Origin of the sequence: uncultured Ilumatobacter sp. (genome assembly GCF_963980585.1) — a bacterium.
In the GTDB taxonomy this organism is placed as follows: domain Bacteria; phylum Actinomycetota; class Acidimicrobiia; order Acidimicrobiales; family Ilumatobacteraceae; genus Ilumatobacter_A.
Genome location: NZ_CAXCAM010000026.1, coordinates 26,973 through 48,917, shown reverse-complemented (window position 1 = coordinate 48,917; position 21,945 = coordinate 26,973). Strand labels below are relative to the sequence as shown.

23 protein-coding genes are annotated in these 21,945 nt (G+C 64.0%); 9 read left to right on the top strand and 14 right to left on the bottom strand.

Annotated features, from left to right (window positions below):
• The first annotated feature begins 157 nt into the window (after positions 1-157).
• Both ACH2DW_RS09905 and heR read left to right on the top strand, forming a co-directional pair.
• Positions 158-982: a class I SAM-dependent methyltransferase gene (locus tag ACH2DW_RS09905; RefSeq protein ID WP_394929579.1), complete on the top strand. Its 825-nt coding sequence runs from the start codon at positions 158-160 to the stop codon at positions 980-982.
• Between the two features lie 83 nt (positions 983-1,065).
• Positions 1,066-1,827: a heliorhodopsin HeR gene (gene heR / locus ACH2DW_RS09900; protein ID WP_394929578.1), complete on the top strand. Its 762-nt coding sequence runs from the start codon at positions 1,066-1,068 to the stop codon at positions 1,825-1,827.
• Between the two features lie 29 nt (positions 1,828-1,856).
• Here heR and ACH2DW_RS09895 read toward each other — a convergent pair whose 3' ends face one another.
• The 6 genes from ACH2DW_RS09895 to ACH2DW_RS09870 all read right to left on the bottom strand — a co-directional run bounded on the left by ACH2DW_RS09895 (position 1,857) and on the right by ACH2DW_RS09870 (position 7,842).
• The gene (locus ACH2DW_RS09895; RefSeq protein ID WP_394929577.1) at positions 1,857-3,107 is read right to left on the bottom strand and encodes an aspartate kinase; all 1,251 of its coding nucleotides are present in this window, start codon (positions 3,105-3,107) and stop codon (positions 1,857-1,859) included.
• 34 nt (positions 3,108-3,141) lie between these two features.
• Entirely contained in the window at positions 3,142-3,489 is a 348-nt protein-coding gene (locus ACH2DW_RS09890) for an antibiotic biosynthesis monooxygenase family protein (protein WP_394929576.1), read from the bottom strand.
• A gap of 100 nt (positions 3,490-3,589) precedes the next feature.
• Positions 3,590-4,768: a kynureninase gene (locus tag ACH2DW_RS09885; protein WP_394929575.1), complete on the bottom strand. Its 1,179-nt coding sequence runs from the start codon at positions 4,766-4,768 to the stop codon at positions 3,590-3,592.
• A gap of 5 nt (positions 4,769-4,773) precedes the next feature.
• Positions 4,774-5,685, bottom strand: a complete 912-nt coding sequence (gene ligD / locus ACH2DW_RS09880) for a non-homologous end-joining DNA ligase (protein ID WP_394929574.1) — start codon at positions 5,683-5,685, stop codon at positions 4,774-4,776.
• Positions 5,682-6,896, bottom strand: coding sequence for a CaiB/BaiF CoA transferase family protein (locus ACH2DW_RS09875; protein ID WP_394929573.1), 1,215 nt, complete (start codon positions 6,894-6,896; stop codon positions 5,682-5,684). Before ACH2DW_RS09875 ends, ligD begins: the two co-directional genes overlap by 4 nt.
• Positions 6,897-6,948: 52 nt before the next feature.
• The gene (locus tag ACH2DW_RS09870) at positions 6,949-7,842 is read right to left on the bottom strand and encodes an LLM class flavin-dependent oxidoreductase (RefSeq protein WP_394929572.1); all 894 of its coding nucleotides are present in this window, start codon (positions 7,840-7,842) and stop codon (positions 6,949-6,951) included.
• A gap of 208 nt (positions 7,843-8,050) precedes the next feature.
• Here ACH2DW_RS09870 and ACH2DW_RS09865 point away from each other — a divergent pair, with 208 nt between their 5' ends.
• Together ACH2DW_RS09865 and ACH2DW_RS09860 are read left to right on the top strand one after the other, a co-directional pair.
• Complete coding sequence (locus tag ACH2DW_RS09865) at positions 8,051-9,622, top strand: DEAD/DEAH box helicase (protein WP_394929571.1); 1,572 nt, start codon at positions 8,051-8,053, stop codon at positions 9,620-9,622.
• 184 nt (positions 9,623-9,806) lie between these two features.
• The gene (locus tag ACH2DW_RS09860) at positions 9,807-10,955 is read left to right on the top strand and encodes a L,D-transpeptidase family protein (RefSeq protein WP_394929570.1); all 1,149 of its coding nucleotides are present in this window, start codon (positions 9,807-9,809) and stop codon (positions 10,953-10,955) included.
• 216 nt (positions 10,956-11,171) lie between these two features.
• Here the strand turns inward: ACH2DW_RS09860 and ACH2DW_RS09855 are convergent, their stop codons facing one another.
• Positions 11,172-11,879: a hypothetical protein gene (locus tag ACH2DW_RS09855; RefSeq protein ID WP_394929569.1), complete on the bottom strand. Its 708-nt coding sequence runs from the start codon at positions 11,877-11,879 to the stop codon at positions 11,172-11,174.
• A 334-nt stretch (positions 11,880-12,213) separates the two neighbouring features.
• On the opposite strand from ACH2DW_RS09855, the gene ACH2DW_RS09850 reads away from it, so the two are divergent.
• The 3 genes from ACH2DW_RS09850 to ACH2DW_RS09840 are packed head-to-tail and all read left to right on the top strand — an operon-like array spanning position 12,214 to position 13,668.
• On the top strand, positions 12,214-12,483 hold the full coding sequence (locus tag ACH2DW_RS09850) for a WXG100 family type VII secretion target (RefSeq protein ID WP_394929568.1): 270 nt from the start codon (positions 12,214-12,216) through the stop codon (positions 12,481-12,483).
• Positions 12,484-12,511: 28 nt separating this feature from the next.
• Positions 12,512-12,892, top strand: a complete 381-nt coding sequence (locus ACH2DW_RS09845; protein ID WP_394929567.1) for a helix-turn-helix domain-containing protein — start codon at positions 12,512-12,514, stop codon at positions 12,890-12,892.
• Between the two features lie 59 nt (positions 12,893-12,951).
• Positions 12,952-13,668, top strand: a complete 717-nt coding sequence (locus ACH2DW_RS09840) for an HAD family hydrolase (protein WP_394929566.1) — start codon at positions 12,952-12,954, stop codon at positions 13,666-13,668.
• A 15-nt stretch (positions 13,669-13,683) separates the two neighbouring features.
• On the opposite strand, the gene coaA is transcribed toward ACH2DW_RS09840, so the two are convergent.
• A complete protein-coding gene (gene coaA, locus ACH2DW_RS09835; RefSeq protein ID WP_394929582.1) occupies positions 13,684-14,622 on the bottom strand; it encodes a type I pantothenate kinase in 939 nt (312 codons plus the stop codon).
• Positions 14,623-14,699: 77 nt separating this feature from the next.
• On the opposite strand from coaA, the gene ACH2DW_RS09830 reads away from it, so the two are divergent.
• Both ACH2DW_RS09830 and ACH2DW_RS09825 read left to right on the top strand, forming a co-directional pair.
• Positions 14,700-16,184, top strand: coding sequence for an N-6 DNA methylase (locus ACH2DW_RS09830; RefSeq protein WP_394929565.1), 1,485 nt, complete (start codon positions 14,700-14,702; stop codon positions 16,182-16,184).
• Positions 16,185-16,210: 26 nt separating this feature from the next.
• Positions 16,211-16,633 (top strand): c-type cytochrome, encoded by a 423-nt coding sequence (locus ACH2DW_RS09825; protein WP_394929564.1) that lies wholly within the window; start codon positions 16,211-16,213, stop codon positions 16,631-16,633.
• A gap of 15 nt (positions 16,634-16,648) precedes the next feature.
• Here the strand turns inward: ACH2DW_RS09825 and map are convergent, their stop codons facing one another.
• The 6 genes from map to tmk form a co-directional block, all read right to left on the bottom strand.
• Positions 16,649-17,635 (bottom strand): type I methionyl aminopeptidase, encoded by a 987-nt coding sequence (gene map / locus ACH2DW_RS09820; protein WP_394929563.1) that lies wholly within the window; start codon positions 17,633-17,635, stop codon positions 16,649-16,651.
• 84 nt (positions 17,636-17,719) lie between these two features.
• The gene (locus tag ACH2DW_RS09815; protein ID WP_394929562.1) at positions 17,720-18,937 is read right to left on the bottom strand and encodes a Fic family protein; all 1,218 of its coding nucleotides are present in this window, start codon (positions 18,935-18,937) and stop codon (positions 17,720-17,722) included.
• Between the two features lie 39 nt (positions 18,938-18,976).
• Complete coding sequence (locus tag ACH2DW_RS09810) at positions 18,977-19,546, bottom strand: NUDIX hydrolase (RefSeq protein WP_394929561.1); 570 nt, start codon at positions 19,544-19,546, stop codon at positions 18,977-18,979.
• A gap of 30 nt (positions 19,547-19,576) precedes the next feature.
• Positions 19,577-20,110, bottom strand: a complete 534-nt coding sequence (locus ACH2DW_RS09805; RefSeq protein WP_394929560.1) for a copper resistance protein CopC — start codon at positions 20,108-20,110, stop codon at positions 19,577-19,579.
• Complete coding sequence (locus ACH2DW_RS09800) at positions 20,107-21,306, bottom strand: ATP-binding protein (protein ID WP_394929581.1); 1,200 nt, start codon at positions 21,304-21,306, stop codon at positions 20,107-20,109. Before ACH2DW_RS09800 ends, ACH2DW_RS09805 begins: the two co-directional genes overlap by 4 nt.
• A gap of 5 nt (positions 21,307-21,311) precedes the next feature.
• A complete protein-coding gene (gene tmk / locus ACH2DW_RS09795) occupies positions 21,312-21,920 on the bottom strand; it encodes a dTMP kinase (protein ID WP_394929559.1) in 609 nt (202 codons plus the stop codon).
• Positions 21,921-21,945 lie beyond the last annotated feature (25 nt).

Sequence of the window (21,945 nt, the reverse complement as noted above, 5' to 3'; positions counted from 1 at the left end):
CCGTCCTCAGAGCAACGACTCCAGGGGGGTGGCACTAACTCTCTTGCCTCTTACCGCGGCGTTTCCGTCACCCGTCTCGGTCATCTGTCTCCGTCATCGGTCTCGCGTGTCGGGGAGTGAAGTGGGCGAAGTGCTGCGGGTCTGGCACAATCACCTCATGTCGCGGCGACCCCAACTCGTTCCCTGGAAGGCTGCGGGACTTGTCTCTGAGCAGCAGTCAAGTGGCGACGAGGTGGTGCGTCGGACCGGCTGGGTGTTCAACAACGAAAAGGGTGACGACCTGACGCTGGAAGAGTTCGTCGCCACCGGTGATGCCGAAGTGGGCGCGTATCTGACGGTCTTCGGGCTTCGAACCCCGGACACGGAGACACAATCGCTCGTCGAGATCGGTTGCGGTATCGGTCGAATGACCTGTGCATTCACTCGCGAGTTCGGAGCGGTCACGGCCTGTGACCTCGATGCCGGATTCCTTGAGCGATGCTTCGAGACAGTCGGCCGTTTCGGCAAGGTCGACCGGCTCAGAACGAGCCACGTTGCCGATGGCAAGACGCTCGATCTCCCCCCGAGCTCGACCGACATCACCTTCAGCTACATCACCTTCCAGCACTGTGACCCCGACGACGCACTCGAGCTTTCCGCAGAGGCGGTCCGCATCACGAAGCCGGGAGGCCGCGTCGTATTGAACTTCCGCACGCGCACCCGGGGCGATGCAGTGCTCATTCCGATGAGCAAGGTCGTACGCGGACTCTTTCGTGTCCCCAAGTTCGGCAACTGGCTGTCGCGCCAGCGTCTGGCTGCACGAATCGGGTGGCAAGCCAACCGGCTCACACCCGATGAAATCATCGGGCCATTGTCAGCGCAGTTCAGTGCCGTTGAACTGTGGCGAAATCCAAAGTCCTCCATCGGCGGGCGCGAGGCAGTGACCCACACCTTCGAAGGCATCAATAGCGCCCACTACTGGATCATCGCCACCGTTCGTTGAGCGTCCGCTGTGGCGGTGGGCCTGGTGCCGTCGATACGTCGCTCAATTGCTTGGAAGCCGCCGTCGTGGGGGATGATCGTGCCGTGATCGAGATCTCCGACGAACAGTTTTCCAATCTGCGCAAGTGGAACCTGGGTCTCACCGTGCTGCACGCAGCGCAGGCTGTCCTGATCCTCGTGCTGGCGAGCGACTTCGCCATCACGTTCACGACCGCTGCGCCCGAAGGCCCACCCGGTACTCGCGTGCCGCAGGGCGAGGGCCTCTTTGACCTGCCGATCGGACTCGCTGTTGCAGTGTTCCTCAGCTTGGCGGCCATCGATCACCTGCTCACGGCGACGGTCGCACGAAACCCGTATGAGACAGACCTACGCCGCGGGATCAACCGATTCCGCTGGGTCGAATACTCGATCAGCGCCACGCTGATGGTCATCCTCATCGCGTCCTACTCGGGCATCACCGAGATCACCGCGGTGTTCGCGATCATCGGCGCCAATGTGTCGATGATCCTGTTCGGTTGGCTGCAGGAAAAATTCAACCCGCCCGGTCGGACCGAGACCACGATGATGCCGTTCTGGTTCGGCACGATCGCCGGCCTCGCCCCCTGGGTCGCCATCTGGTTCAACACGTTCACCGCTGACGAGGTGCCGGGCTTCGTCTACGGCATCGTGATCGCCCAGTTCGTGTTCTTCTCGAGCTTCGGCGTCAACCAGTGGCTGCAGTACCGCAAGGTCGGCAAGTGGACGAGCTACGTGTTCGGCGAGAAGAGCTACCTCGTGCTCAGCCTCATCGCGAAGTCGGTCCTCGCGTGGCAGATCTTCGGCGGGAGCCTCGCCCCGGTCGATTAGTCAGAGCAGGGGCCTGACCCCGCACGTGACTATTTGCGTTCGGGAAGTGGTGCGCTGTAGTCGGCGCCGGAGTCGAGACCGAAAGCGGTGTGGAGCGCAATTGCAGCGCGTTCCATGTCGGCAGACGGAATGATGATCGACACGCGGATCGTCGACGTCGAGATCATCTGAATGTTGACGTCTTCGTCGGCAAGCACCCGGAACATCTTCGCCGCAATGCCGGGAGACGATTTCATACCGGCGCCGACGAGCGAGATCTTCGCGATGTCGTCGTCGTGAGTGACCTTGGTGGCCCCGATCTCGTCGGCGATCTTCTGCACGATCGACTCGGACTGCGCCATGTCGGCCATCGGCATCGTGAAACTGATGTCGGTCGTGCCGTCGGTCGACGTGTTCTGCACGATCATGTCGACGTTGACGTTGGCGTCGGCAAGCGGTTCGAAAAGCGCTGCCGACACGCCGGGCTGGTCGGGTACGCCGAGCACGGTGACCTTGGCTTCGGTCATGTCGGTGACGACACCGGAGATGATCGGATCTTCCACTGAGGGCTCCTCGTTGCTGACGATCGTTCCTTGCTCCCAAGTGAAAGCGGAACGAACGTGAAGGGGGACGTCGTGATTGCGGGCGAACTCGACGGAACGCATCGCGAGGACCTTTGAACCAGCGCCGGCCATCTCGAGCATTTCGTCGAAGTGCACCTTCGTGAGCTTGCGAGCCTGCGGCACGATGCGGGGGTCGGCGGTGAACACCCCGGTGACGTCGGTATAGATCTCACACGCGTCGGCGTTCATTGCCTGGGCGAGCGCCGATGCGGTCAGGTCGGAGGCGCCGCGACCCATTGTCGTGATCTCACGGTCGGTGCTGACACCCTGGAAACCGGCGATGACCGCGACTTTGCCGTCGGCGATGGCGGCTCGGACGCGATCGCCCTTCACCTCGACAATCTTCGCCTTGCGATGAGCCGTGTCGGTGATGATGCCGACCTGGCTTCCCGTGTAGCTGATGGCGTCAATACCGCGATCGGCGAGGGCCATGGTGAGCAACGCTGCGGTCTGTCGTTCACCGGTGGTGAGCAGCATGTCCATTTCGCGTCCGGACTGCGTCGTGGAAACCGAGTCAGCGAGAGCGATCAAATTGTCGGTGGCCTTGCCCATGGCGGACACGACGACCACGACATCGTTGCCGCGCTTCTTGGTGATGGCGACGTTGTCGGCAACCGCCCGAATGCGATCGGGATCGGCGACGGATGTGCCGCCGTATTTCTGAACGATCAGTGCCACGAGAAAGAGAGGTTACTGGCCGGTGCGCCCGGACTCAGCTTCCTTTGATGACGTGCTCGACGACGTCGAACGACATGAGGTCAGCGCCTTGGGCGACGGGCTTGCGCGCTTGCTCGCCGTCGGGTGCCGTGTTGCCGTCGGCCTGGCCGCTCCCGTGTCCCTTGCTGAAGTCTTGGCTGTCCATCCACGCTTGGAAGTGCGCTTCGGAGGCCCAGCGGGTGTAGACGAAGTATCGCTCTTCGCCTTCGGTCGGGCGCAACAGCTGGAAATCTTCAAAGCCATCGAATGCCTCGACCATTTTGGCTCGGCCGGCGAACCGGCCCTCGAGCTGTGGGCCCATGCCCTCGGGAATCGTGATGGCATTGATCTTGACGACGCTCATGACCCCATTCTGCCGTCACTGCGGTGTCGAGCAACCGCGTTTCCGAGGGGATCTGGGGTGTCGCGGATCCCATCCCATTCCTCACGGAACGTGGGCAGCGTCAGACGGCGTTGTTGGCAGCGAGGTCGGCGAGGAGGGTGAGTGCGTCGAAGACGTCGGTGAACCGTGTGGTCAATGGCGACATGCCGAGGCGCAGTACGTTGGGCTCGCGCTTGTCGACAATGACCTTGCGCGCGGCGAGCTCTGCTTGGAGACGGGTTGCGTCGGGATGAAGGATCGACACGTGACCGCCTCGACGACGGTCGTCTCGGGGCGTGTTGGTTGCGAGGCCGATCTCATCGGCCAACTCGATGCCGAACCGCGTGAGCTGGCGACCCTTGGCAGCGATCGCGACGATTCCGGCGGCTGCAGTGAGCGAGATGCCTTCGCGTGCGCCGACGAGGCCCAGGACGCCGGGCGTACCGTGCAGCATGCGCCCGATGCCCGGACGCGGTTCAAACGGGTCGTCCATGGCGAACTGGTCGGTCTGGCCGAACCAACCCCAGATTGGTTGAGTCACTCGATCGTGCAGGTGGGTTGCGATTGCCGTGAACGCCGGCGCTCCGGGACCTCCGTTGAGGAATTTGTAGGTGCAGCCGACGGCGAGTTCGACGCCGAGTGCAGGCAGGTCGAGGTCGAGTATTCCGACGGCGTGCGACAGGTCCCACACCGTCACCGCACCCGCGGACCCTGCGCGCTCGGTCTCAGCTGCGACGTCGGCGATCTCGGCGGTCCGGTAGTCGACCATGGACCGAATGATGACGTCCACGCCCGTCAGGTCGTCGAGCCCGATGCGGACAGAGCCCCCGCGCAGACGAGCAACGCCCTCGGCGGCGTAGCGGTCGGTGGGGAATTCACTCGGTTCGAAGGCAATGACCGGCGGAGCGCTTCGTTCAGGAGCAAGATCGAGCGCCACGTTGATCAGCTGAAAGATGCCGACGGTCGTCGAGTCGTGAACAGCGACTTCGCCGGAGCCCATCCCGAGGAGCGGAGCCAACTGATCGCCGACCGAGAGCGGCAGGTCCAGCCAGTCGTGTTCCCACCATGACGTGATCAGGTCGCCGGCCCACTGCTGTTCGACCGCAGTGTGGAGGGCGGCCACGGTGCGTTTCGGTGTCATGCCGAGCGAGTTCCCATCGAGATAGATCAGGGCGGGATCGGGAATCACGAACTCGTGGCGCCACTGCGCGAGCGGGTCGCGCGCGTCGAGACGTTCAGCGTCGTGGCGATCGATCGGCATCGTGCTCAGCCTGCCATGTCGGAAAGGCTGATGAAGCTGGCGTGCCGAACTAAGCCGTCGTTGGTGAACTCGGCGATCTCGACGACGGCAGTCAACGTTGGTTCGATCCAGTGCGCGCGTTGACGATGTTTGGCCGGCGGCAGGGTGGCGAACGGAGACGACTCGGTCTCGATGGCGCGGAGCTGTGCTGCGATCGAGTCCAACGCGTCGTGGGTGAAGCCGGTGCCGACGCCGCCAGCAAAGGCAAGGGCGTTGCCGTCGGGCCGGCCGAGCAACAACGCTCCGAAGGTGCCCGCTCGGTGACCGGTGCCCTCGGTGTAGCCGCCGACGACCAACTCGACAACCGTGCGATTCTTGATCTTGATCCAGTCCTTGGCTCGGGTGCCCGGGCGGTACACCGAATCGACCCGTTTGGCGATGACTCCCTCGAGCTGTTGCGCCGCAGTGGCTGCAAGAAGCGCGGTGCCGTCGCCGACGCGGTGTGCCGGAATCAACCAGTTGTCGCCGGGCTCGACCAACGCTTCGAGCAGCCGCCGTCGATCGAGGTAGGCAAGTCCGATCGTGTCGGTGCGGTCGATTGATAACACGTCGAACACGTGCAGCACCGCCTCGCGATCAGTGCCGAACCCACTCTGCTGGACCAGTCCGAAGTCGGGTCGACCGTGGTCATCGAAGACGACAAGCTCGGCGTCGAGAATCGCGGTCGACGCATTGATGGAGCCGGCCAAGTCGGAGAATTCCGGCCAGCGGTGCGTGACGTCCTTTCCGGAGGCACTCTGCAATCGCACGTTCGGCCCGTCGACGAAGATGAGGGTGCGGTAGCCGTCCCATTTGATCTCGTACGCCCACCCGTCGGCGGCGGCAGGCAGTGTTCCCATCGCTGCCTTCATCGGCAGCACCGGGAATGTCAGCGTCACGAGGGCAAGCGGCTCGAGAGGACGCCGTCCGATTCGAGCTGGTCGAGCCGTTCGGCGTCGTAGTCGAGTAACTCCACGAGCAGAGTCCGGTTGTCTTCGCCGCGGTACTTGGGGATGCCCGACACACCGACGTCAGGGGAGTCGGAGAAGCGCCAGGGCACGTTCGGCACGCGCACTGTTCCGCCGGCGCGATCGTCGATCTCGACAGTCGCGCCGCGTTCGATCGCCCAGTCGGTGTCGGCGAGCTCGCCAGGCTGGCGGACCTGTCCCGTTGCCAACCCTGCCTCAGCGAAGACCCGCTCGAATGTCTCGGCGTCGGGGACCGACCGTGAGAACTCGAGGATGATCTGGCTGAGTTCGGCGTAGTGCTCGATGCGACTCGCGACGGAGCCGAAACGATCATCGTTGGCGAGATCGGCGCGGCCCATTGCCGCCAGGAAGAGGTCGAAGGTTCCTCGTTCGGCCGGGTGGCCGCTGACGATGTAGCGCTCGCCGCTTCCGATCTCCATCACGATGTAGTCGCCTGGACGGAAACTGCGGATGGCGTTGGGGTCCACGTCATCGGGCCACATCGCGTCGTGCAGATGCTCGTTGACATAGAGCATCGTCTCGGCCATCGACACGTCGAGGAGTTGGCCGACACCGGTGTGTTCGCGTTGGTAGAGCGCGGCCAAAATTGCGGCCGCTGTCTCCATGCCCGTGTACACGTCGGCATGGCTGTGGGGATCCTTGGCGTAGTCGCCACCGCGGGCGTTGCCCTGCGACGCGACGATCCCCGCCTCGGCTTCGACGACCGGAGCGAAAGCACGCCGGTGAACCCACGGTCCGGTCTGGCCGTACCCCGACAGCGACGCGTAGATCAGCCGCGGGTTGCGCGCCCGGACCACCTCGGCGCTGAGGCCGAGTCGTTCCATCACGCCGGGGCGGTAGTTCTCGACCAGGACGTCTGCATGATCGACAAGTTCGAGCACGATGGCAACACCCTCGGGCGTGGCCAAGTCGATGCTGACGTTTCGCTTGCCGGCGTTCTGTTGCACGAAGTAGCTCGACAATCCGTTGCGACGCGGCGAGGAGAAGCGGGTGAGATCGCCAGCGGGCGGTTCGATCTTGATGACGTCTGCGCCCATGTCGTGCAACATGCGCGTGCAATGCGGTCCCGAGAGAACGCGAGTGAAATCGAGGACACGGATGCCGTGCAGCGGGGACGCCATACTCCATGGTTGCCGATGTCGAGCCGATGAGGCGAGTCCCGTCGACCCGTCGTCAAGCGATCGCGGCTCGGACGTCGGCCAGTAGTTCGATACTTCGGAGCGCCGTCGATTGATCGACAGTGATGGTGCGGGCAACGATGTCGTCGACGTTGATTGACTCGAATGATGCCATTCGCTCGGCGACGTGCTCGACGCCGCCAGCGATGATCTGGGTGTCCATGCCGCGGTAGCCGCGTTCGATGACCGAGCGCGCGAGACGGACCGTCGCATCGTGATCGTCGCCGACCAGAATGTCGCGTCGCAGCGCGATTCGTGGTGTGCGCCCATGACGCTCACAGGCTGATCGATAGCTGTCGGCCGCCACTGCAAGTGCATCTCCGTCGAGGCCGGGAGACGTGTACCAAGCATCTCCCTCGCGTGCCGCTCGATCGATCGCAGCAGGCGCGACGCCCGAGCCGATCCACCACTCGACGGGCTGAGGCGGTCGAGGGCTGATCGACGCGTCGATGATGTCGAAATCGGGCGCAGTGACCTGCTTGCCAGCAAACAACTCCTTCATGGCGGTGATCGAAGCGTCAGTGATTCGACCGCGGCTCGACAGGTCGGCACCGAGCGCGTCGAACTGCCCGGCGCCGGACCCAATGCCGGTCTGCACGATGAACGGTGCGTCGCTCATGGCTGCCAGCGTGCCGATCTGTTCCGCAGCGATCACCGGGTTCCAGAGGGGGAGGAGCAGGAGGAGGCCGATGGGTTTGTCACGCGGCCAATCGGCCATGATTCGACCAATCGCTGGCACGTTCTGGACGTAGGAGAACGATCCAGTTGCATGCTGATCACCGAGGGTCAGATGGTCGAGCCCGGCCTGCGATGCGACACGACCTCGCTCGAGGAGTGAGCCAACCGCAGCGGTCCCGTCGAGTCCCGGGTACCCGCTCGTGATACTCATCCCGAGGCGCATGGCGCCATTCTCGCAGGCATGGATGGCGATCGTTGTCCGGACGTGTCGGATCGCACAGGGGGAGCGAGGCGGATCCCGATAGCTTGGACATCGCTCCGGTCGAATTTCCGGCCGGTGAGCGCTTTCGGATTGTGTCTTCTGTTCCGGCCCAGCGCTGTTTTGAACAGAATCGACAACTCGAATCCGAGGCAAATACATGACCATGACCGACGACGCGCCGCGCGCGACCGACCTCTCCACCACCGACGGACCAGCCGTCCCGTTCGCCGACTTGGGCCTGCCAGCATCGATGCTGGAGCGCCTCCACGCGCAGGGTAAGTACGACGCGTTCCCGATCCAAGCTGCCGTGATCCCCGACGCTCTCGCTGGCCGCGACGTTGCTGGTCGCGCTCCGACCGGATCGGGCAAGACGCTCGGTTTCGGGCTTCCCCTCGTGGCCGGTCTGACCGACGCCAAGCCCCGCCGCCCGACGGCCCTGGTGCTCGCACCGACCCGTGAGCTCGCCGAGCAGATCATGGCCGAGCTGAACCCGTTCTGTAAGGCCGCCGGCCACTGGGCCGCGTCCGTTTATGGCGGAGTGGGCTACGGCAACCAACGCAAGGCGCTCGACAAGGGCACCGAGCTGATCGTCGCCTGCCCCGGACGTCTCGAAGATCTGATGCAGATGGGCGCTATTGACCTGCGCGATGTCACCACCGTCGTCATCGACGAAGCCGACCAGATGGCCGACATGGGCTTCTTGCCTTCAGTTCGTCGCATCGTCGGCGAGACCGCAACTCGCCGTCAGGTGCTGCTGTTCTCTGCAACCCTCGATGGCCCGGTCGCCAAGCTCGTTGCAGACTTCCAACACAACCCAGTGCGCCACGAAGTTGGCCCCAAGGGCCCGGACATGAGCCTCGCCGATCACAAGTTCTGGGTGACCGCCCGTGAGAAGCGTCAAGAAGTGTCGGCTCAGGTCATTAACAAAATGGGTTCGACCATCGTGTTCACACGTACCCGTCACGGCGCTGATCGTTTGGCCAAGCAACTCGGCAAGCAGGGTGTGCAGGCCGAGCCAATTCATGGTGGCCGGAGCCAGGGGCAGCGTGACCGCGCGCTCGCAGCCTTCAAGCAAGGCAAGGCAGCGGCACTGATCGCCACCGACGTCGCCGCCCGTGGCATCCACGTCAACGGTGTCAACTGCGTCATTCACTACGACCCGCCGGCGGAGAACTCCACATACGTGCACCGTTCGGGCCGTACTGCTCGTGCTGGCGACAGCGGCACGGTCGTGTCGCTGCTTGAAGGCAGTCAGAAGAAGGACGCTCGCAAGTTGCAGCGTGCAATCGGGTTGGACGAGCCGCTCACCGATCCTGACATCGCAGCGCTGATCGACCCCCCAATCTCGATGCGTCGCGAAGAGACACCGGAGCGCGAAGCGCGCGAACCGCGTCAACAGCCCAAGGCAAAGCGCGAACGCAAGCGCGATGATCGCTTCGACACCGAAGCACCGACCGCCGCACCTGCTCCGGACATGAGCAAAGGCGACGGCACCGTGAAGTTCTTCAACGCCGGCCGGGGCTATGGCTTTGTCGTTCCCGACAACGGTGGCAAGGACCTCTTCGTCCACTACACCAACATTCTTGTCGGAGCGAGCCGGAAGAACGACGGCAATCAGAGCGAGAACGACGATCAGCCGTACCGCACGCTTGACAACAACCACCGCGTCTCGTTTGAGGTTCGCGACGGCCGTAACGGCCCCGAGGCGTTCGACGTCCGGGCGGTCTGAGGACCGCGTTATCCAACTGGGCGAGATCGCCGGAAATGCCTCAATAATCTGGGCAACCCGACGAATCTGGCGATCCTCGCACCAGTAATATTTCATTGACCTCTGAGTCCGACCCCAACGTTGCACTATGTCTTCACCACCCCGCTCTCCCCGCTCTGCCCATCAGTCGGCAGAATCTTCTGAGGTGACGAACCGCGCCCCGATCTTCATCGCGGTCGGCTTGATCGCTTTGATTCTCGGCATCGGGTTTGTCGGCGGTCGCGGCGGATCGTCGGCCGACTCGTCGAACACCGAGGTCGCTTCGGGCTCGATCGGACCACTGACCGTGGGCGCCGAATCGACGACCACTGTCGGGGTGCCGCCAACCGTGAGTGACGCCGAGCCGACGCTTCCGCCGGTGACCCGGACGCTCAAGCAGGGCCTGGTGGGCGACGACGTCAAAATGCTGCAGGAGCGTCTGGTCGACCTCGGTTTTGATCCGGGCCCGGCCGATGGGATCTTCGGCACGCTCACGACACAATCCGTCTGGGCATTCGAGAAGTTGGTGTTGAAGACGCCGCGTACTGAAGCGACTGGCGCGATCACCACTGATTCGTGGGATCTGTTGCGCGACCCGGAGTTGGCGATCACACCGCGACGGCCGACCAATGGTCAGGCCGACCACACCGAGGTCTACCTGCCCGAGCAAGTGTTGATTGCGTTCCAGGAGGACAAACCTGCACTCATCTCCCACATCTCTTCTGGTGAAATCAATCCGGATGGATCTCCCAAGGAGTACTGCGAGACGGCGACCTACGACACCGACGCACAAGGTCGAGAGCTTGAAGAACCCGTCACCAAGCAGGTGTGTGCGCTGTCCAAGACGCCCGGCGGCGTGTTCACGTATGACCGCCAGGTCAAGGGCAAGCGTGTGAGCCCGCTGGGCGGCATGTGGGATCCGGTGTACTTCAACTACGGCATTGCGGTGCACGGGGCCGAGAACGTTCCGAATCGCCCGGCATCACATGGCTGCGTGCGTCTCCCGATGCACATCTCGGTCTACTTCCAAGACGTGGTCGACATCGGTGAGCGGATTCTGGTGTGGAACGGTGAGAAGGAACCCGAGCAGGTGACCGACCGTGAGTCGTTGCCGTCGTTCGACTACGCCGACCCCAACGCCACGACGACCACCACGTCGACGACGTCGACGACGTCGACGACGTCGACGACCACGACCACCATCGCCCCACCGACAACTGCTGCCCCGACGCCGACCACGACGAAGCCGGTGCCGACCACGACGACCACGACGACCACGTCGTCGGTGCCGTCGACCTCATCGACGCTGCCCTGACCCCGTCAGAGCGCTGCGGGCGTCTCCGCCCCCTTGCAATGGTCTGAACGACGACTGGGCGACGGGGTGCTCGACCGAGGATGACGCGGGCAGGAGATCCGCCGCGCTGTTGCGACCGAGGGGATGCACCGCCGCGGCGTGATCAGCGGGTCCGTCGATGGCCTACTGCAGGGCGTCGCATCAGGAAGCCACCGAGAAGACGTCGGCAGTCAAAGGTCACGAGTCCACGGTCTCGGCGAGCATGTCCGACGACGCTGTCGGCGAATCGTCAGGGATGGTGGCGGGGTCTGATGTAGTTCCGCTTGCCGCCGAGATCATTGCTGTTGCCGGTGTAGCTGGTGGTGGTGTGCTTGCTGCCGGCGTGGGCGCTGGTGGTGTGGTGGTGATAGTGGCTGGTCCGCAGATGGCTCCGCATTCCGTGGTGGTCGCAGCGTCGGTGGTGGTCGGCTCGGTTGTGGCGGTGTCTGGTGTGGTTCCGCTTGCTGCTGAGATCATTGCGGTCGGTGCTGTGGTTGCTGCCGCCGTGGGTGCTGGTGGTGTGGTGGCGATGCTGGCTGGTCCGCAGATGGCTCCGCATTCCGTTGTGGTCGCAGCGGCCGTGGTGGTCAGCTGAGGCACGGTGGTCGCGACCCGGGCCGGTCCGCAGATGGCGCCGCAGCCGTCGGTGGTGGGTGTGGCGGTGGTGGGTGTGGTGGTCGTGAGTGCAGTGGTGGTGGCCGGCGCGGCGGTGGTCAGACCGGCGACGGGAGTTGTCAACGTGACGTCTTCAGGCCCATCGCTCAGATTGCTCGAATTGGCTGTGGCGTCGGCTGCGCCCGCTGTCGTCACGCCGAGTACCGCGGTCATCGTGCCGACTGCCGTGACGGCAACGAGCAGTGCCCGCGTTCGCCGTGCCGTGATCCATGGGTTTCGTCCGCCTGCCATGTGTGCAATGTAGGTCTCAAATTGCCACCATATGCACTTTTTCTTCACCGAAAAACACAGAGAGTGGTTGAGTGGCGACGCTCGCACCAGCAACATCCGATCGCTGCTGGCTTTCAGCGCGGCTGATTCACGGAATCTTGACCACCATCGCTCACGAATTTGGGGAGCATTTGCCGGTCAGTTCGTCCGGTGGCGCGTGCGGCCACGGTCGTGCCGCGCGAAAATGCCATGCAACCCGACGTCCGACGCGCCAGTTCCCGTGGGGTGCGGCGGGCGCCCACTGCCCAGTTGAGCGGGCATGTCGGCTCGCCATCGACAAGAAGGAGAACCAGCGATGACGATGTACGGAGCGAATCCGGAACAGCTTGCCAATCTTGGCGCGAGCCTCAGCCGCCAGATCGAATCGATCAATCAGGTCATGTCCACGGTCGACGGCGTCATCAACGGGACGACGTGGCAGGGCCCGGCCCGCGACCGGTTCGTTGACGATTGGAACACCTCATTCAAGGGCGCATTAGGCAAGCTCAACGAGGCATTCGGAATGGCTGGCCGGGACTGCTCGGCCCGCGCGGATGAGTTGCGCAGGGTGATGGGCGTCGGCTGACGTCGTTCAGTCGAATACCCTGTGCCCGGTGACGATCGAACGCGACCCACTGGCGGGTGTCCACCCGCTGGTCCGAGCGGCGAAGCCGGTGGTCGACGCGGTCGGCGCTTCATTCATCAACGCTGACGATGCCGAACCCAGCGATGTCCCTCTGATCTGGGAGGGCGTCACAGTCGCCGCCGTCCGGTTGCCTCCGTTGCACGGTGCGCTGGAGAGGTTGATCGACGCCGTCGAGACCGAGCTGGGTGACTCGTTGCCAATGTTGTCGCGCGAGGGCAAGCAGCGTGCCATTCGTTTGCTCGACGAGCGCGGTGCGTTCATCCTGCGGCGCGCTGTCGAAGATGTGGCCGACGCGATGGGTGTCAGCCGCATCACGGTCTACAACTATCTCAACGCCATCCACCGTTAACCCGGGTGGCCCGGCAGTGGGCCATGGTTTGGGCAGCGCGATCGGCCAGACTCATCACTATGAATCGAATCGACGGCTTTGACGTGGTGGCCTTCGACGCCGACGACACGCTCTGGCAGAGCGAAGAATCGTTCAACCGAGCGGAGCGCCGTTTCGCCGAGCTCGTTGGGCCGCACTGTCCTGTTGGCGTCGATGTCGACGACGCACTGCGAGCAGTTGAACGAGCCGATCTGTCAGTGTCGGGCTATGGCGTCAAGGCATTCACGATTTCGATGGTTCGCGCCGCGATCACTGCGAGTAATCGCACGGTGCCGATCGAGGTGATCGAGGAGATTGTCGAAATCGGCCAGCACATGCTCACCGAGCCGGTCCATGTGTTGCCGCACGTGCCGGAAGTGCTGACGGCCGTCAGCGGTGCCGTCCGCACGGTGATGATCACCAAGGGTGACCTGGTGCATCAGACGCGCAAGGTCACGACATCTGGTCTCGAACATCACTTCACCGACATCGAGATCCTGCTCGAGAAGGATCCGCAGACCTACGCCAAGATTCTGACTCGCCTCGGCGTCCGTCCCGAGCGCTTTCTGATGGTCGGCAACTCCGTCAAGAGCGACATCCTGCCGGTTCTCGCACTCGGTGCGCACGCAGTGCACGTTCCGTATCACCTCACCTGGGCGCTTGAGCAAGTCGACCAGCACGACGAAGAGTTCGCTGAGCTTGATTCGATCGCTGACCTCCCCGACTGGCTCGGCCTGTTCACGACGCCGAAATCTTGACCGCGTCGGGGTCGGTCAGATGCGGCGAAGTTGGACTCGGTCGACGCGATGGTCGGCGGTCTTGTGCAGCACAAGCGACGCCCGATCTCGGGTGGGTGCGATGTTCTCAGCGAGGTTTCGACCGTTGATCTCGCGCCAGATGGTCCGGGCAACGTCGACGGCCTCCTTGTCGCTCAGCTCGGCGTAGAACTTGAAGAAGCTGTCGGGGTCCTGGAACACCGAGCCACGCAACGTCAGAAATCGGTCGATGTACCACTGTTCGATATCGGGTTCGTCAGCATCGACGTAGATCGAGAAATCGAAGTAGTCGCTCACGAACTCGGTGAAGCCTTCGGCTGTTTGGAGCACGTTGAGGCCTTCGAGAATCACGATGTCCGGTTGGTCGACGGTGACGTGCTCGCCGTCGAGAATGTCGTACACGACGTGGCTGTACAGCGGAGCGCGTACGTCACGTTGTCCGCTCTTGATCTCGCGCAGCACGCGCAGCAGCTCGCGCGTGTCGTAGCTCTCGGGAAACCCCTTGCGGTTCATGATCCCACGTTCTTCCAGCACGACGTTGGGATACAGAAACCCGTCGGTGGTGATGAGGTCGACCTTGGGATGATCGGGCCACCTGGCCAGGAGCGCTTGGAGAATGCGGGCGAACGTGCTCTTGCCGGCAGCGACACTGCCCGCGACACCGATGATGTACGGCACCTTCGGCGCGACCGTGCCGAGGAAGGTCGCGGACACCGTGTGGAGGTCCATCCTTGCGCTCACATACAGGTTGAGCAGGCGACTGAGCGGCAAGTAGATGGCCGCGACTTCATCCAAGTCGATCTCGTCGTTGATGCCCTGCAATTCGGCCAACTCGGCGGCGCCAAGCGTGAGTGGTGTTGACGCACGAAGCGCCGCCCAGTCATCGCGTTCGAACGTCAGGTAACGATCGGCGGATGACTCAAGGAAGTCGGACACCACGGTGGGCTCCGTTGCGGGGGCGGTCACGGTGCTGACTCTAGGCAACGACCCCGCACCTCCCGTAGTCTGCGTTGGTGTCGGGCGGGGATGATCGCAATCAATCCCGACAGGATCTGGTCGACGAGCGTGGTTCGGATCGCGGTCGACCCGAGCGAAAGCTGCACGGCGCCTGGTACACGCCGGACCACTTGGTTGCGCTGGTCGTCGACGCGATTGCCGGTTCGTTCAGAGCCTCTGCGCCGCGTCGGCGGCTGCGGCTCGTCGACCCGGCATGCGGCGACGGTCGATTTCTGGTCGCGGCCGTCGAGCGGCTCAGCGCGGCGGGCGTCGAGCTCGAAGTCGTCGGGCTCGACATCGACCCAGACGCTGTTGAGGCGACTCGACAGGCGCTGGCAGCGACAGGCGCGGCGCATCGCGTCGTCTGCGCCGACGCGCTGGCGTTCGACTGGTCGACGCTCGGCCGATTCGACGTCGTCGTCGGCAATCCGCCATTTCTGTCCCAGATGGCCGCCGCAACCACTCGGGGAGGAGCCAGTCGCCGTGGCGGCGGTCCCTACGCCGATGCCGCGGTCGAGTTTGTCGCCCTCGCTGCAGAGATCGTCGAGCCCGACCACGGACTGGTCGCGTACGTTCTGCCGCAGTCGCTGCTGTCGGCTCGAGACGCCGCGGCGGTGCGGGCCGACTACGACGCACGGGCATCGCTGCGCTGGTCGTGGTGGACCGGTGAGCGTGTCTTCGACGCCCAGGTGCTGACGTGCGCGCTGTTGTTCGAGTTCGGCGTACCGTCGACATCGCCGGGCGAATGGGCCCGGGTGATCACGGACCGTCGCGGCGTACCAGACCTTCCCGACGCGCTGCGCACCGATGGCGCGCTCGGGGATCGATGCCGCCTGAACGCCAACTTTCGCGACGAGTACTACGGCATGGTGCCCGCGGTCGGAGATCACCCCAGCGGCCCAAAACTGATCACCAGCGGGTTGATCGATCCTGGCCGCTGTTGGTGGGGTGATCGGCCGATCACGTTCGCGAAGCGACCGTTTCGTCGGCCGCGGCTTGACCTCGCGCAACTCGACGCCAAAATGTTCCGCTGGGCGAGTGACCGGCTCGTGCCGAAGGTGTTGATCGCCAACCAAACCAAGATTCTCGAAGCGGTCGCCGACGCCGATGGGTCGATGCTGCCTGGCGTCCCGGTGGTGGCTGCCTACCCCGACGCACCAGATGAGCAGACGGGCTCGGAGTTGGCGTGGAAGATTGCCGCCGTGCTCACGTCTCCGCTCGCATCAGCGTGGGCCTGGCATCGCAGCGCAGGAACCGGTCTGTCGGCGGATGCGATCCGAGTCGGCCCGGTCGTGCTGGCTGACTTGCCCTGGCCGGCCGGTGACCTCGACGGGGCAGTGACGGCGTTGCAGAACCACGACGTTCGTCGCTGTGCGGCCGAAGTTCACGCAGCATTCGGCGTTGGCGATGACGACGCGCTGAGGAGTTGGTGGGAGGCGGCGCTCATCCGAATCGAGGCGCGTCAACCAACGAACGTCACAGCGCGGTCGCTCCCCGAATGATGGGCTGAACTGCGACAATGGTCTCGATGAACACGGAATCGAACCGGCCGGCACGACGTTGGATGTGCGGTGCGCTGATCACGTCGTCCCTCATCCTGGGGGCAGCAGCGTGCGGTGGTGGCGACGCGTCTGGGCCCGAACTGTCCGCGGCCGGCGAGCGAGGCAAGAGCCTGTCGTCGTCGAGTGGGTGTGCGGGGTGTCATGGCACTGACGGTCAAGGTGGCGTCGGGCCGACCTGGCAGGGCCTCGCAGGAGCCGAGGTGGAACTCGCTGACGGCACCATGGTGGTCGCTGATGAGGAGTACCTGATTCGGGCGATCAAGGAGCCGAGCGCCGACCTGCGCGCCGACTACCCCGTGCAGATGCCGCGCAACAATCTCGATGATGAGCAAGTCGCCGACATCGTCGCGTACATCAACGACCTAGCAGCCGTCACCCCTGGCGGGTGACAGCGGGCGACGCCGTCAGCGCAACCAGGGAGCAGTGGGGCTGGCAGTACCCGGACCACCGGTGAGGACATCGGCGCCGTCGGCCGTCACGAGGATGGTGTGCTCGTACTGGGCGGTGCGCTTGCCGTCCGAGGTCACAGCAGTCCAGTCGTCGTCCCAGATCTTGTAGTTGATCGTCCCGAGAGTAATCATCGGTTCGATCGTGAACGTCATGCCTTCGCGCATGATGGTCGATGACCGCGAGTCGTAGTAGTGCAGCACCTGGATGTCGGTGTGGAATTGCTCGCCGATGCCGTGGCCGACGAACGCCCGCACAACGCCGTACTTGTACGGCTTACATGTGAGCTCGATGGCCCGACCGATGTCGCTGAGTGGGCTCCCCGGCTTGACCGCCTCGATGCCGCGCCACATTGCCTCTTCGGTGACTCGGACCAGCTGCTGACTCTCGGGATCAACGTCACCGACGAAAAACGTGGCGTTGGTGTCACCGTGTACGCCGTTCAACCAGCCGGTGACATCGATGTTGCAGATATCGCCCTCCCGCAGCACGCGTGAGTCGGGGATTCCGTGACAGATCACTTCGTTGACGGAGGTGCAGCACGCTTTGGGATAGCCGTGGTAATTGATCGTGCTCGGGTAGGCGCCAGCGGCAACGAATGCTTCGTGCACAGCGATGTCGATCTCTTCGGTGGTGACGCCAGGAGCGACCATTTCGCCGGCCATGGCGAGGACCTCGCCGGCGAGCTTGCCGGAGGCACGCATTCGTTCGATGATGTCCGGCGACTTGATGCGACCTTCGTCCCAGGCCTCATATTCGCCGGTGTCGGCGTAGGGCGGCCGAGCGATGTGGTCCGGCACCGCACGCATCGGCGTGACGGTGCCCTGCAGGACACGGCCCTCAGACTTCTTGTGACAGCGCTTGTACTTGCGCCCACTTCCGCACCAGCACGGCTCGTTGGCCTGTGGCAGCGTGGTCGGAGCGGTTCCGAGCGTCGATGTCATGGGACGCAGGATACGGGGTCGGGGCGACTGTGCGCCCGTCGTGCCCCGCCAGCGTTACTTTGGGGCTGCGGGAGCAGCCGTCACTCAGTGGCGACCAAACGGATTGATCGAGCGACTCGTGAACGCGTTCAGGACGCGGATCACCTCATGTGCGCCCCATCGCTGCCCGCGCTGGGCGGAAGGATCGAGCGGCTGCAGGATCCCGAGATCGACGAGTTGACGAACGGCACCACTGACTGCCGAGCTGCTTGCATCAATGAGGTCGCTCAGCGACTTCGTGTCGACGATCGGATGCTCGAGGAGTTGGTCCACGATCGGATGCACCACCGAGTCGGATCTGATTGGCCCGGTGAGGTCGCGCCACCGGCGCACGATCATCTCGATGTCGTCAAACAGCATGCTGGCGCTGCGAAGCGCTGCAAACGTCGCATCGGCGCCGAGCTCGACGATCGGCACATAGTCGCCCGCCCGATACTCGGTGAGGGCCTCGATGTAGCGATGCTTCTGGCTCACAATGCCCGCCGAAATGGGCAAGGTTGCCGCCTTGGTGAGGCCGTCGCGGCGTAACAGCGCGTGGATGAGTGCCCGGCCGACGCGCCCGTTGCCGTCAGGGAACGGATGGATGGTCTCGAAGTGAGCGTGCATCACCATCGCTTGAATGAACACCGGGATGTCGGTGCGATTCATGAACTCGCACAGATCGTCGATGGCATCAGGGATGAGTCGAGCAGCTGGCGGCACAAAGGTGGCCGCGGGCGGCCCAGCGGAATAGCTGCCGATCCACACCGGTTCTGTCCGCCACTTCCCGGCCAGTACCGGATGCGTGTCGATCAAGAGCGCGCGGTGAATGTCGAGAATCGTGTCTGACGAGATGTCACTCGACAGGTCGATCGCTGCCACCGTGGCATCGACATTGCCAATCACATCGGCGACTGACCGACCCATCTCGTCGCCGGTCTCGGCCATGAAGAGGTCAGGCAGTGATGCTGCGACGTTCTCAATGCGTGATGACGCCGACGCTTCGATGCGCACCAGCAAAGTTTCGAGGGGAGCGAGCGTGTCGCCGACTCGAATGTCGAATGCGGCGATGGCGGCACGAACGTCTTCGGAGACCAAGGCGCAATCCGAAGGGATCAGCATGCTGGCGTCGGCGATCTGGTCGAGGAGCGCCGACTGGTACGTGCGGTCACGTGTTGAGCGACGCGAATCTCCACCCTCTGAAATCAGCCAGACCAGCTTCTCGAAACGGACTGGCGGCCACAACGTGATTCCTCGGTTGGTTGAGGTGTACTCCGCAGCCATGGCGAGAAGTATGGCCGATCGGCGTCGGTCAGCTGGTTGTCAGTCGTTCGTCAACACGCCGATGGTGTGGGCCATCGCGAGTCCGGTGAGGCTGAGCCCGTCAGTGATGCCACCGGTACGGACGAGTTCGAGGACGCGGGCGGTCGATGTCCACTCGATGCGGCTGGCCTCGGTCGGGTCGGTCGGCTCGCCCACGTGCTCGGCTCCCTGACACCAGAACAGGTGGAATGTCTGATCGCTCAGTCCATTCGTGGGGTGGTACACCGCGACGGGCTGGAGGCTTCCGGTGGGGCGCCAACCTGTCTCTTCCACCGCCTCGCGCACAGCGGCTTCTGCAGGAGTCTCGCCAGCATCGACTCCACCTGCCGGAATCTCCCACCCCCACGTGTCGGTGATGAAGCGGTGGCGGTACAGCAGCAGGACTTCTTGGCCGCCTGTTTGGCTGGCGTCGCCGTCGCGAACGATCACGCAACCAGCAGCAGGCCCTGGCGCACGGATGACGTGGTGCTCAAAGGGTTCAATTCCGGGTGGCTCGACCGTGGTCAGCGCCAGCGACACCCAAGGCGAGGTGTACACCGATCGTTCACTGTGCACGTTCCACCTGACCATCGGCTCACCGTACTCACGGCATGGAGCGTCTCAGGTTGCGGCTTGGGATTGTCGGGCGCGTCGCATCGACCGGTAGAGCTGCCACGCAAGCAGCACGATGACGACGCCACCGGTACCGATGAGCACCCAGATCCAAGGGAATCCATCGTCTTCGGGGATGATCTCCAGCTGCGGCGTCGGCGCTGCGGGGTCATACGTGAAGAGGTAGGCAGCCTCGACTCGGTCGTTGTCCTCCACGTCGGTGCTGATGTGGCGTACGGCGTACTGGCCAGGAGTCGACAGCGGCTCGGCGAGCATCACGGCGACTCGGAGGTTGCTGTCCTGCACCCACTCGGACTCGACGATTCTTCCGTTGGGATCGGTGATGGAACCGTCGACGTCAGCAACCGTGCTCGAGTACCGCAGCTGTATCTCGGTGATTGTGCCGCCGACGCGTGAGCCCGGCGCGGGGCTGGCAGCGCCGAGGCCCGAGTGAGCGAACGCAGTGGTCGCGGAAACTCCAAGACCAATCATTGCGATCAGGACGGTCAAGACACGCGGAAGGCGCAGCGTGTTGTGACTCATCGTGTACTCGAGGCGTTGGGCAGGGACCAGAGCAGGGATTCGAGGAGCAGCCGTTCGTTCGGGTTGCGTTCAAACGATTCGAGCGCGGTGTGAATCCGCTCGACAGCCGCGGCGCAGCCGGCGGTGTCGACGCGAGTGTTTCCGGTCGTGGCTGCCGAGACGGCCTGGTCGCGATACGTCGCCGCCAGGGTGGCGAGGCCGCTGCGGAGCTCGTCGGTGCGGTGCCGTCGCAACTCGCGCTTGTGACGTTCTTCGAGCTGCTTCTTGCCGCTGCCTCGCTCACCGTGCTCCTTGATGCGCGCATCGAGCACCTCGACTTCGATCGCGTGTCGCTCCGCAAGTGGCTTGGCCGCGGCGTCGATCAACTCGAGGAGGCGTGCAGCGAGCCGCATCGCGACGGCACCGGTGCCATCGAGTTGTTCGGGCGCTTCGATGAAAGCCTTGCGCCGGTCCGCCAGGGCGGGGTCGGTCGCGAGGACGCGGGCGCGGTCGAGGTTGCCCAGAGCAGCCTTCGACGCGACCATTGCACCTGCCGGATTGATGCCCTCGGTCAGGAGGCGCGCCGCGATCACGTCGGCGCCGATTGCTCGAAAATCGATGCGTGCACATCGCGACGAGATAGTGATCAGATCGTGCGGCACGAAGTCGGCGAGAATGATGAAGGTCGTCGACTCTGGCGGCTCTTCGATCGTCTTCAGCATCAGTGCTGCACCATGTGGCGACAGCAGATGGAATTCGTCGAGGATGAGTACTTTGCGGGCGCCTTCGGTCGGCGCCAGTGATGACACGCGAACGACTTCCTTGGCCTGCTCGGCTGAGATCGATGCGCCCACGCGTTGTACTTCGCGGACGTCCGGGTGTTCGCCGGCGATGATGAGTCGAGCGTCTCGATGGTCACGAGTTTCGCCGCCCGACATGAGCGATGCGGCGAATGCCCGCGCCGCTTCGAGTTTGGTCGACCCTGATGGCCCGACGAACAGGTATGCATGCACCGGTCCACGAGCCGCGGCCGCCCGAAGATGCCCGATGGCCTGCTTCTGCCCGACGACGTCGTCCCACACGTCACCCGGATCACCGAGGTCGAGTGGCGTTCGTTGGTCACTGGACGCCGTCGCGTCGACGCCCACAGTCGCCGCAGCTTCGTCAGCAGCGATGGCCGCTTCAAGCTGTTCCTCGGTCAACTCATCGTCATTCATGTCGCTCACTGCACGCCCCGTTCCGCCAGGGCAGTAACGATCGCGTCCTCGGTCTCTCCGATGGTGCCGTGTCCGTCGATGGTGATCCAGCGCTCGGGCTCGAGCCCAGCCATGGTCCTGAATCCCTTGATGACCCGCTGGTGAAACGCGTCGCCTGCGGCCTCGAACCGATCGAGATCGCGCTCGCGGAGGCGCTCAGCGATCAGCTCATCGGGGGTGTCGAGGAAGACAACCAGTTGCGGCCAGCGTCCGGCGATGGCCCAGTCGTTGATCTGTTTCAGTTCCTCGACAGGAAGCTCGCGGCCGAACCCTTGGTACGCAAGAGTTGAGTAGAGCGACCGATCGCTGACAACGCTCCGCCCGGCGCCGAGCGCAGGAGCGACGACTTCGGCGATGTGCTGGGCACGATCAGCGGCGGTCATCAATGCCTCGGCCCGAGCGGTGAGGTTGGTGACGGCATTGTCGTGGAGGATCGCGCGGAGTCGGGCACCGACCGCGGTGCCGCCCGTTTCGCGGGTGAGCACCGCATCGAGTCGATTGGCGAGGAGCGCGGCCTGCGTGGATTTACCACAGGCTTCGGCGCCTTCAAACGCGATGTAGTGCGGCGCGGTCACGGGGGACGAGGTTAGAGGACGACAT

Excerpts from the sequence above, each read along its gene's own strand:
- ACH2DW_RS09905 (WP_394929579.1), top strand. The coding sequence starts at position 158 with ATGTCGCGGCGACCCCAACTCGTTCCCTGGAAGGCTGCGGGACTTGTC.
- ACH2DW_RS09890 (WP_394929576.1), bottom strand. The coding sequence starts at position 3,489 with ATGAGCGTCGTCAAGATCAATGCCATCACGATTCCCGAGGGCATGGGC.
- ACH2DW_RS09885 (WP_394929575.1), bottom strand. The coding sequence starts at position 4,768 with ATGCCGATCGATCGCCACGACGCTGAACGTCTCGACGCGCGCGACCCG.
- ACH2DW_RS09875 (WP_394929573.1), bottom strand. The coding sequence starts at position 6,896 with ATGGCGTCCCCGCTGCACGGCATCCGTGTCCTCGATTTCACTCGCGTT.
- ACH2DW_RS09870 (WP_394929572.1), bottom strand. The coding sequence starts at position 7,842 with ATGAGTATCACGAGCGGGTACCCGGGACTCGACGGGACCGCTGCGGTT.
- ACH2DW_RS09865 (WP_394929571.1), top strand. The coding sequence starts at position 8,051 with ATGACCATGACCGACGACGCGCCGCGCGCGACCGACCTCTCCACCACC.
- ACH2DW_RS09855 (WP_394929569.1), bottom strand. The coding sequence starts at position 11,879 with ATGGCAGGCGGACGAAACCCATGGATCACGGCACGGCGAACGCGGGCA.
- ACH2DW_RS09850 (WP_394929568.1), top strand. The coding sequence starts at position 12,214 with ATGACGATGTACGGAGCGAATCCGGAACAGCTTGCCAATCTTGGCGCG.
- ACH2DW_RS09840 (WP_394929566.1), top strand. The coding sequence starts at position 12,952 with ATGAATCGAATCGACGGCTTTGACGTGGTGGCCTTCGACGCCGACGAC.
- ACH2DW_RS09825 (WP_394929564.1), top strand. The coding sequence starts at position 16,211 with ATGAACACGGAATCGAACCGGCCGGCACGACGTTGGATGTGCGGTGCG.
- map (WP_394929563.1), bottom strand. The coding sequence starts at position 17,635 with ATGACATCGACGCTCGGAACCGCTCCGACCACGCTGCCACAGGCCAAC.
- ACH2DW_RS09815 (WP_394929562.1), bottom strand. The coding sequence starts at position 18,937 with ATGGCTGCGGAGTACACCTCAACCAACCGAGGAATCACGTTGTGGCCG.
- ACH2DW_RS09810 (WP_394929561.1), bottom strand. The coding sequence starts at position 19,546 with ATGGTCAGGTGGAACGTGCACAGTGAACGATCGGTGTACACCTCGCCT.
- ACH2DW_RS09805 (WP_394929560.1), bottom strand. The coding sequence starts at position 20,110 with ATGAGTCACAACACGCTGCGCCTTCCGCGTGTCTTGACCGTCCTGATC.
- ACH2DW_RS09800 (WP_394929581.1), bottom strand. The coding sequence starts at position 21,306 with ATGAATGACGATGAGTTGACCGAGGAACAGCTTGAAGCGGCCATCGCT.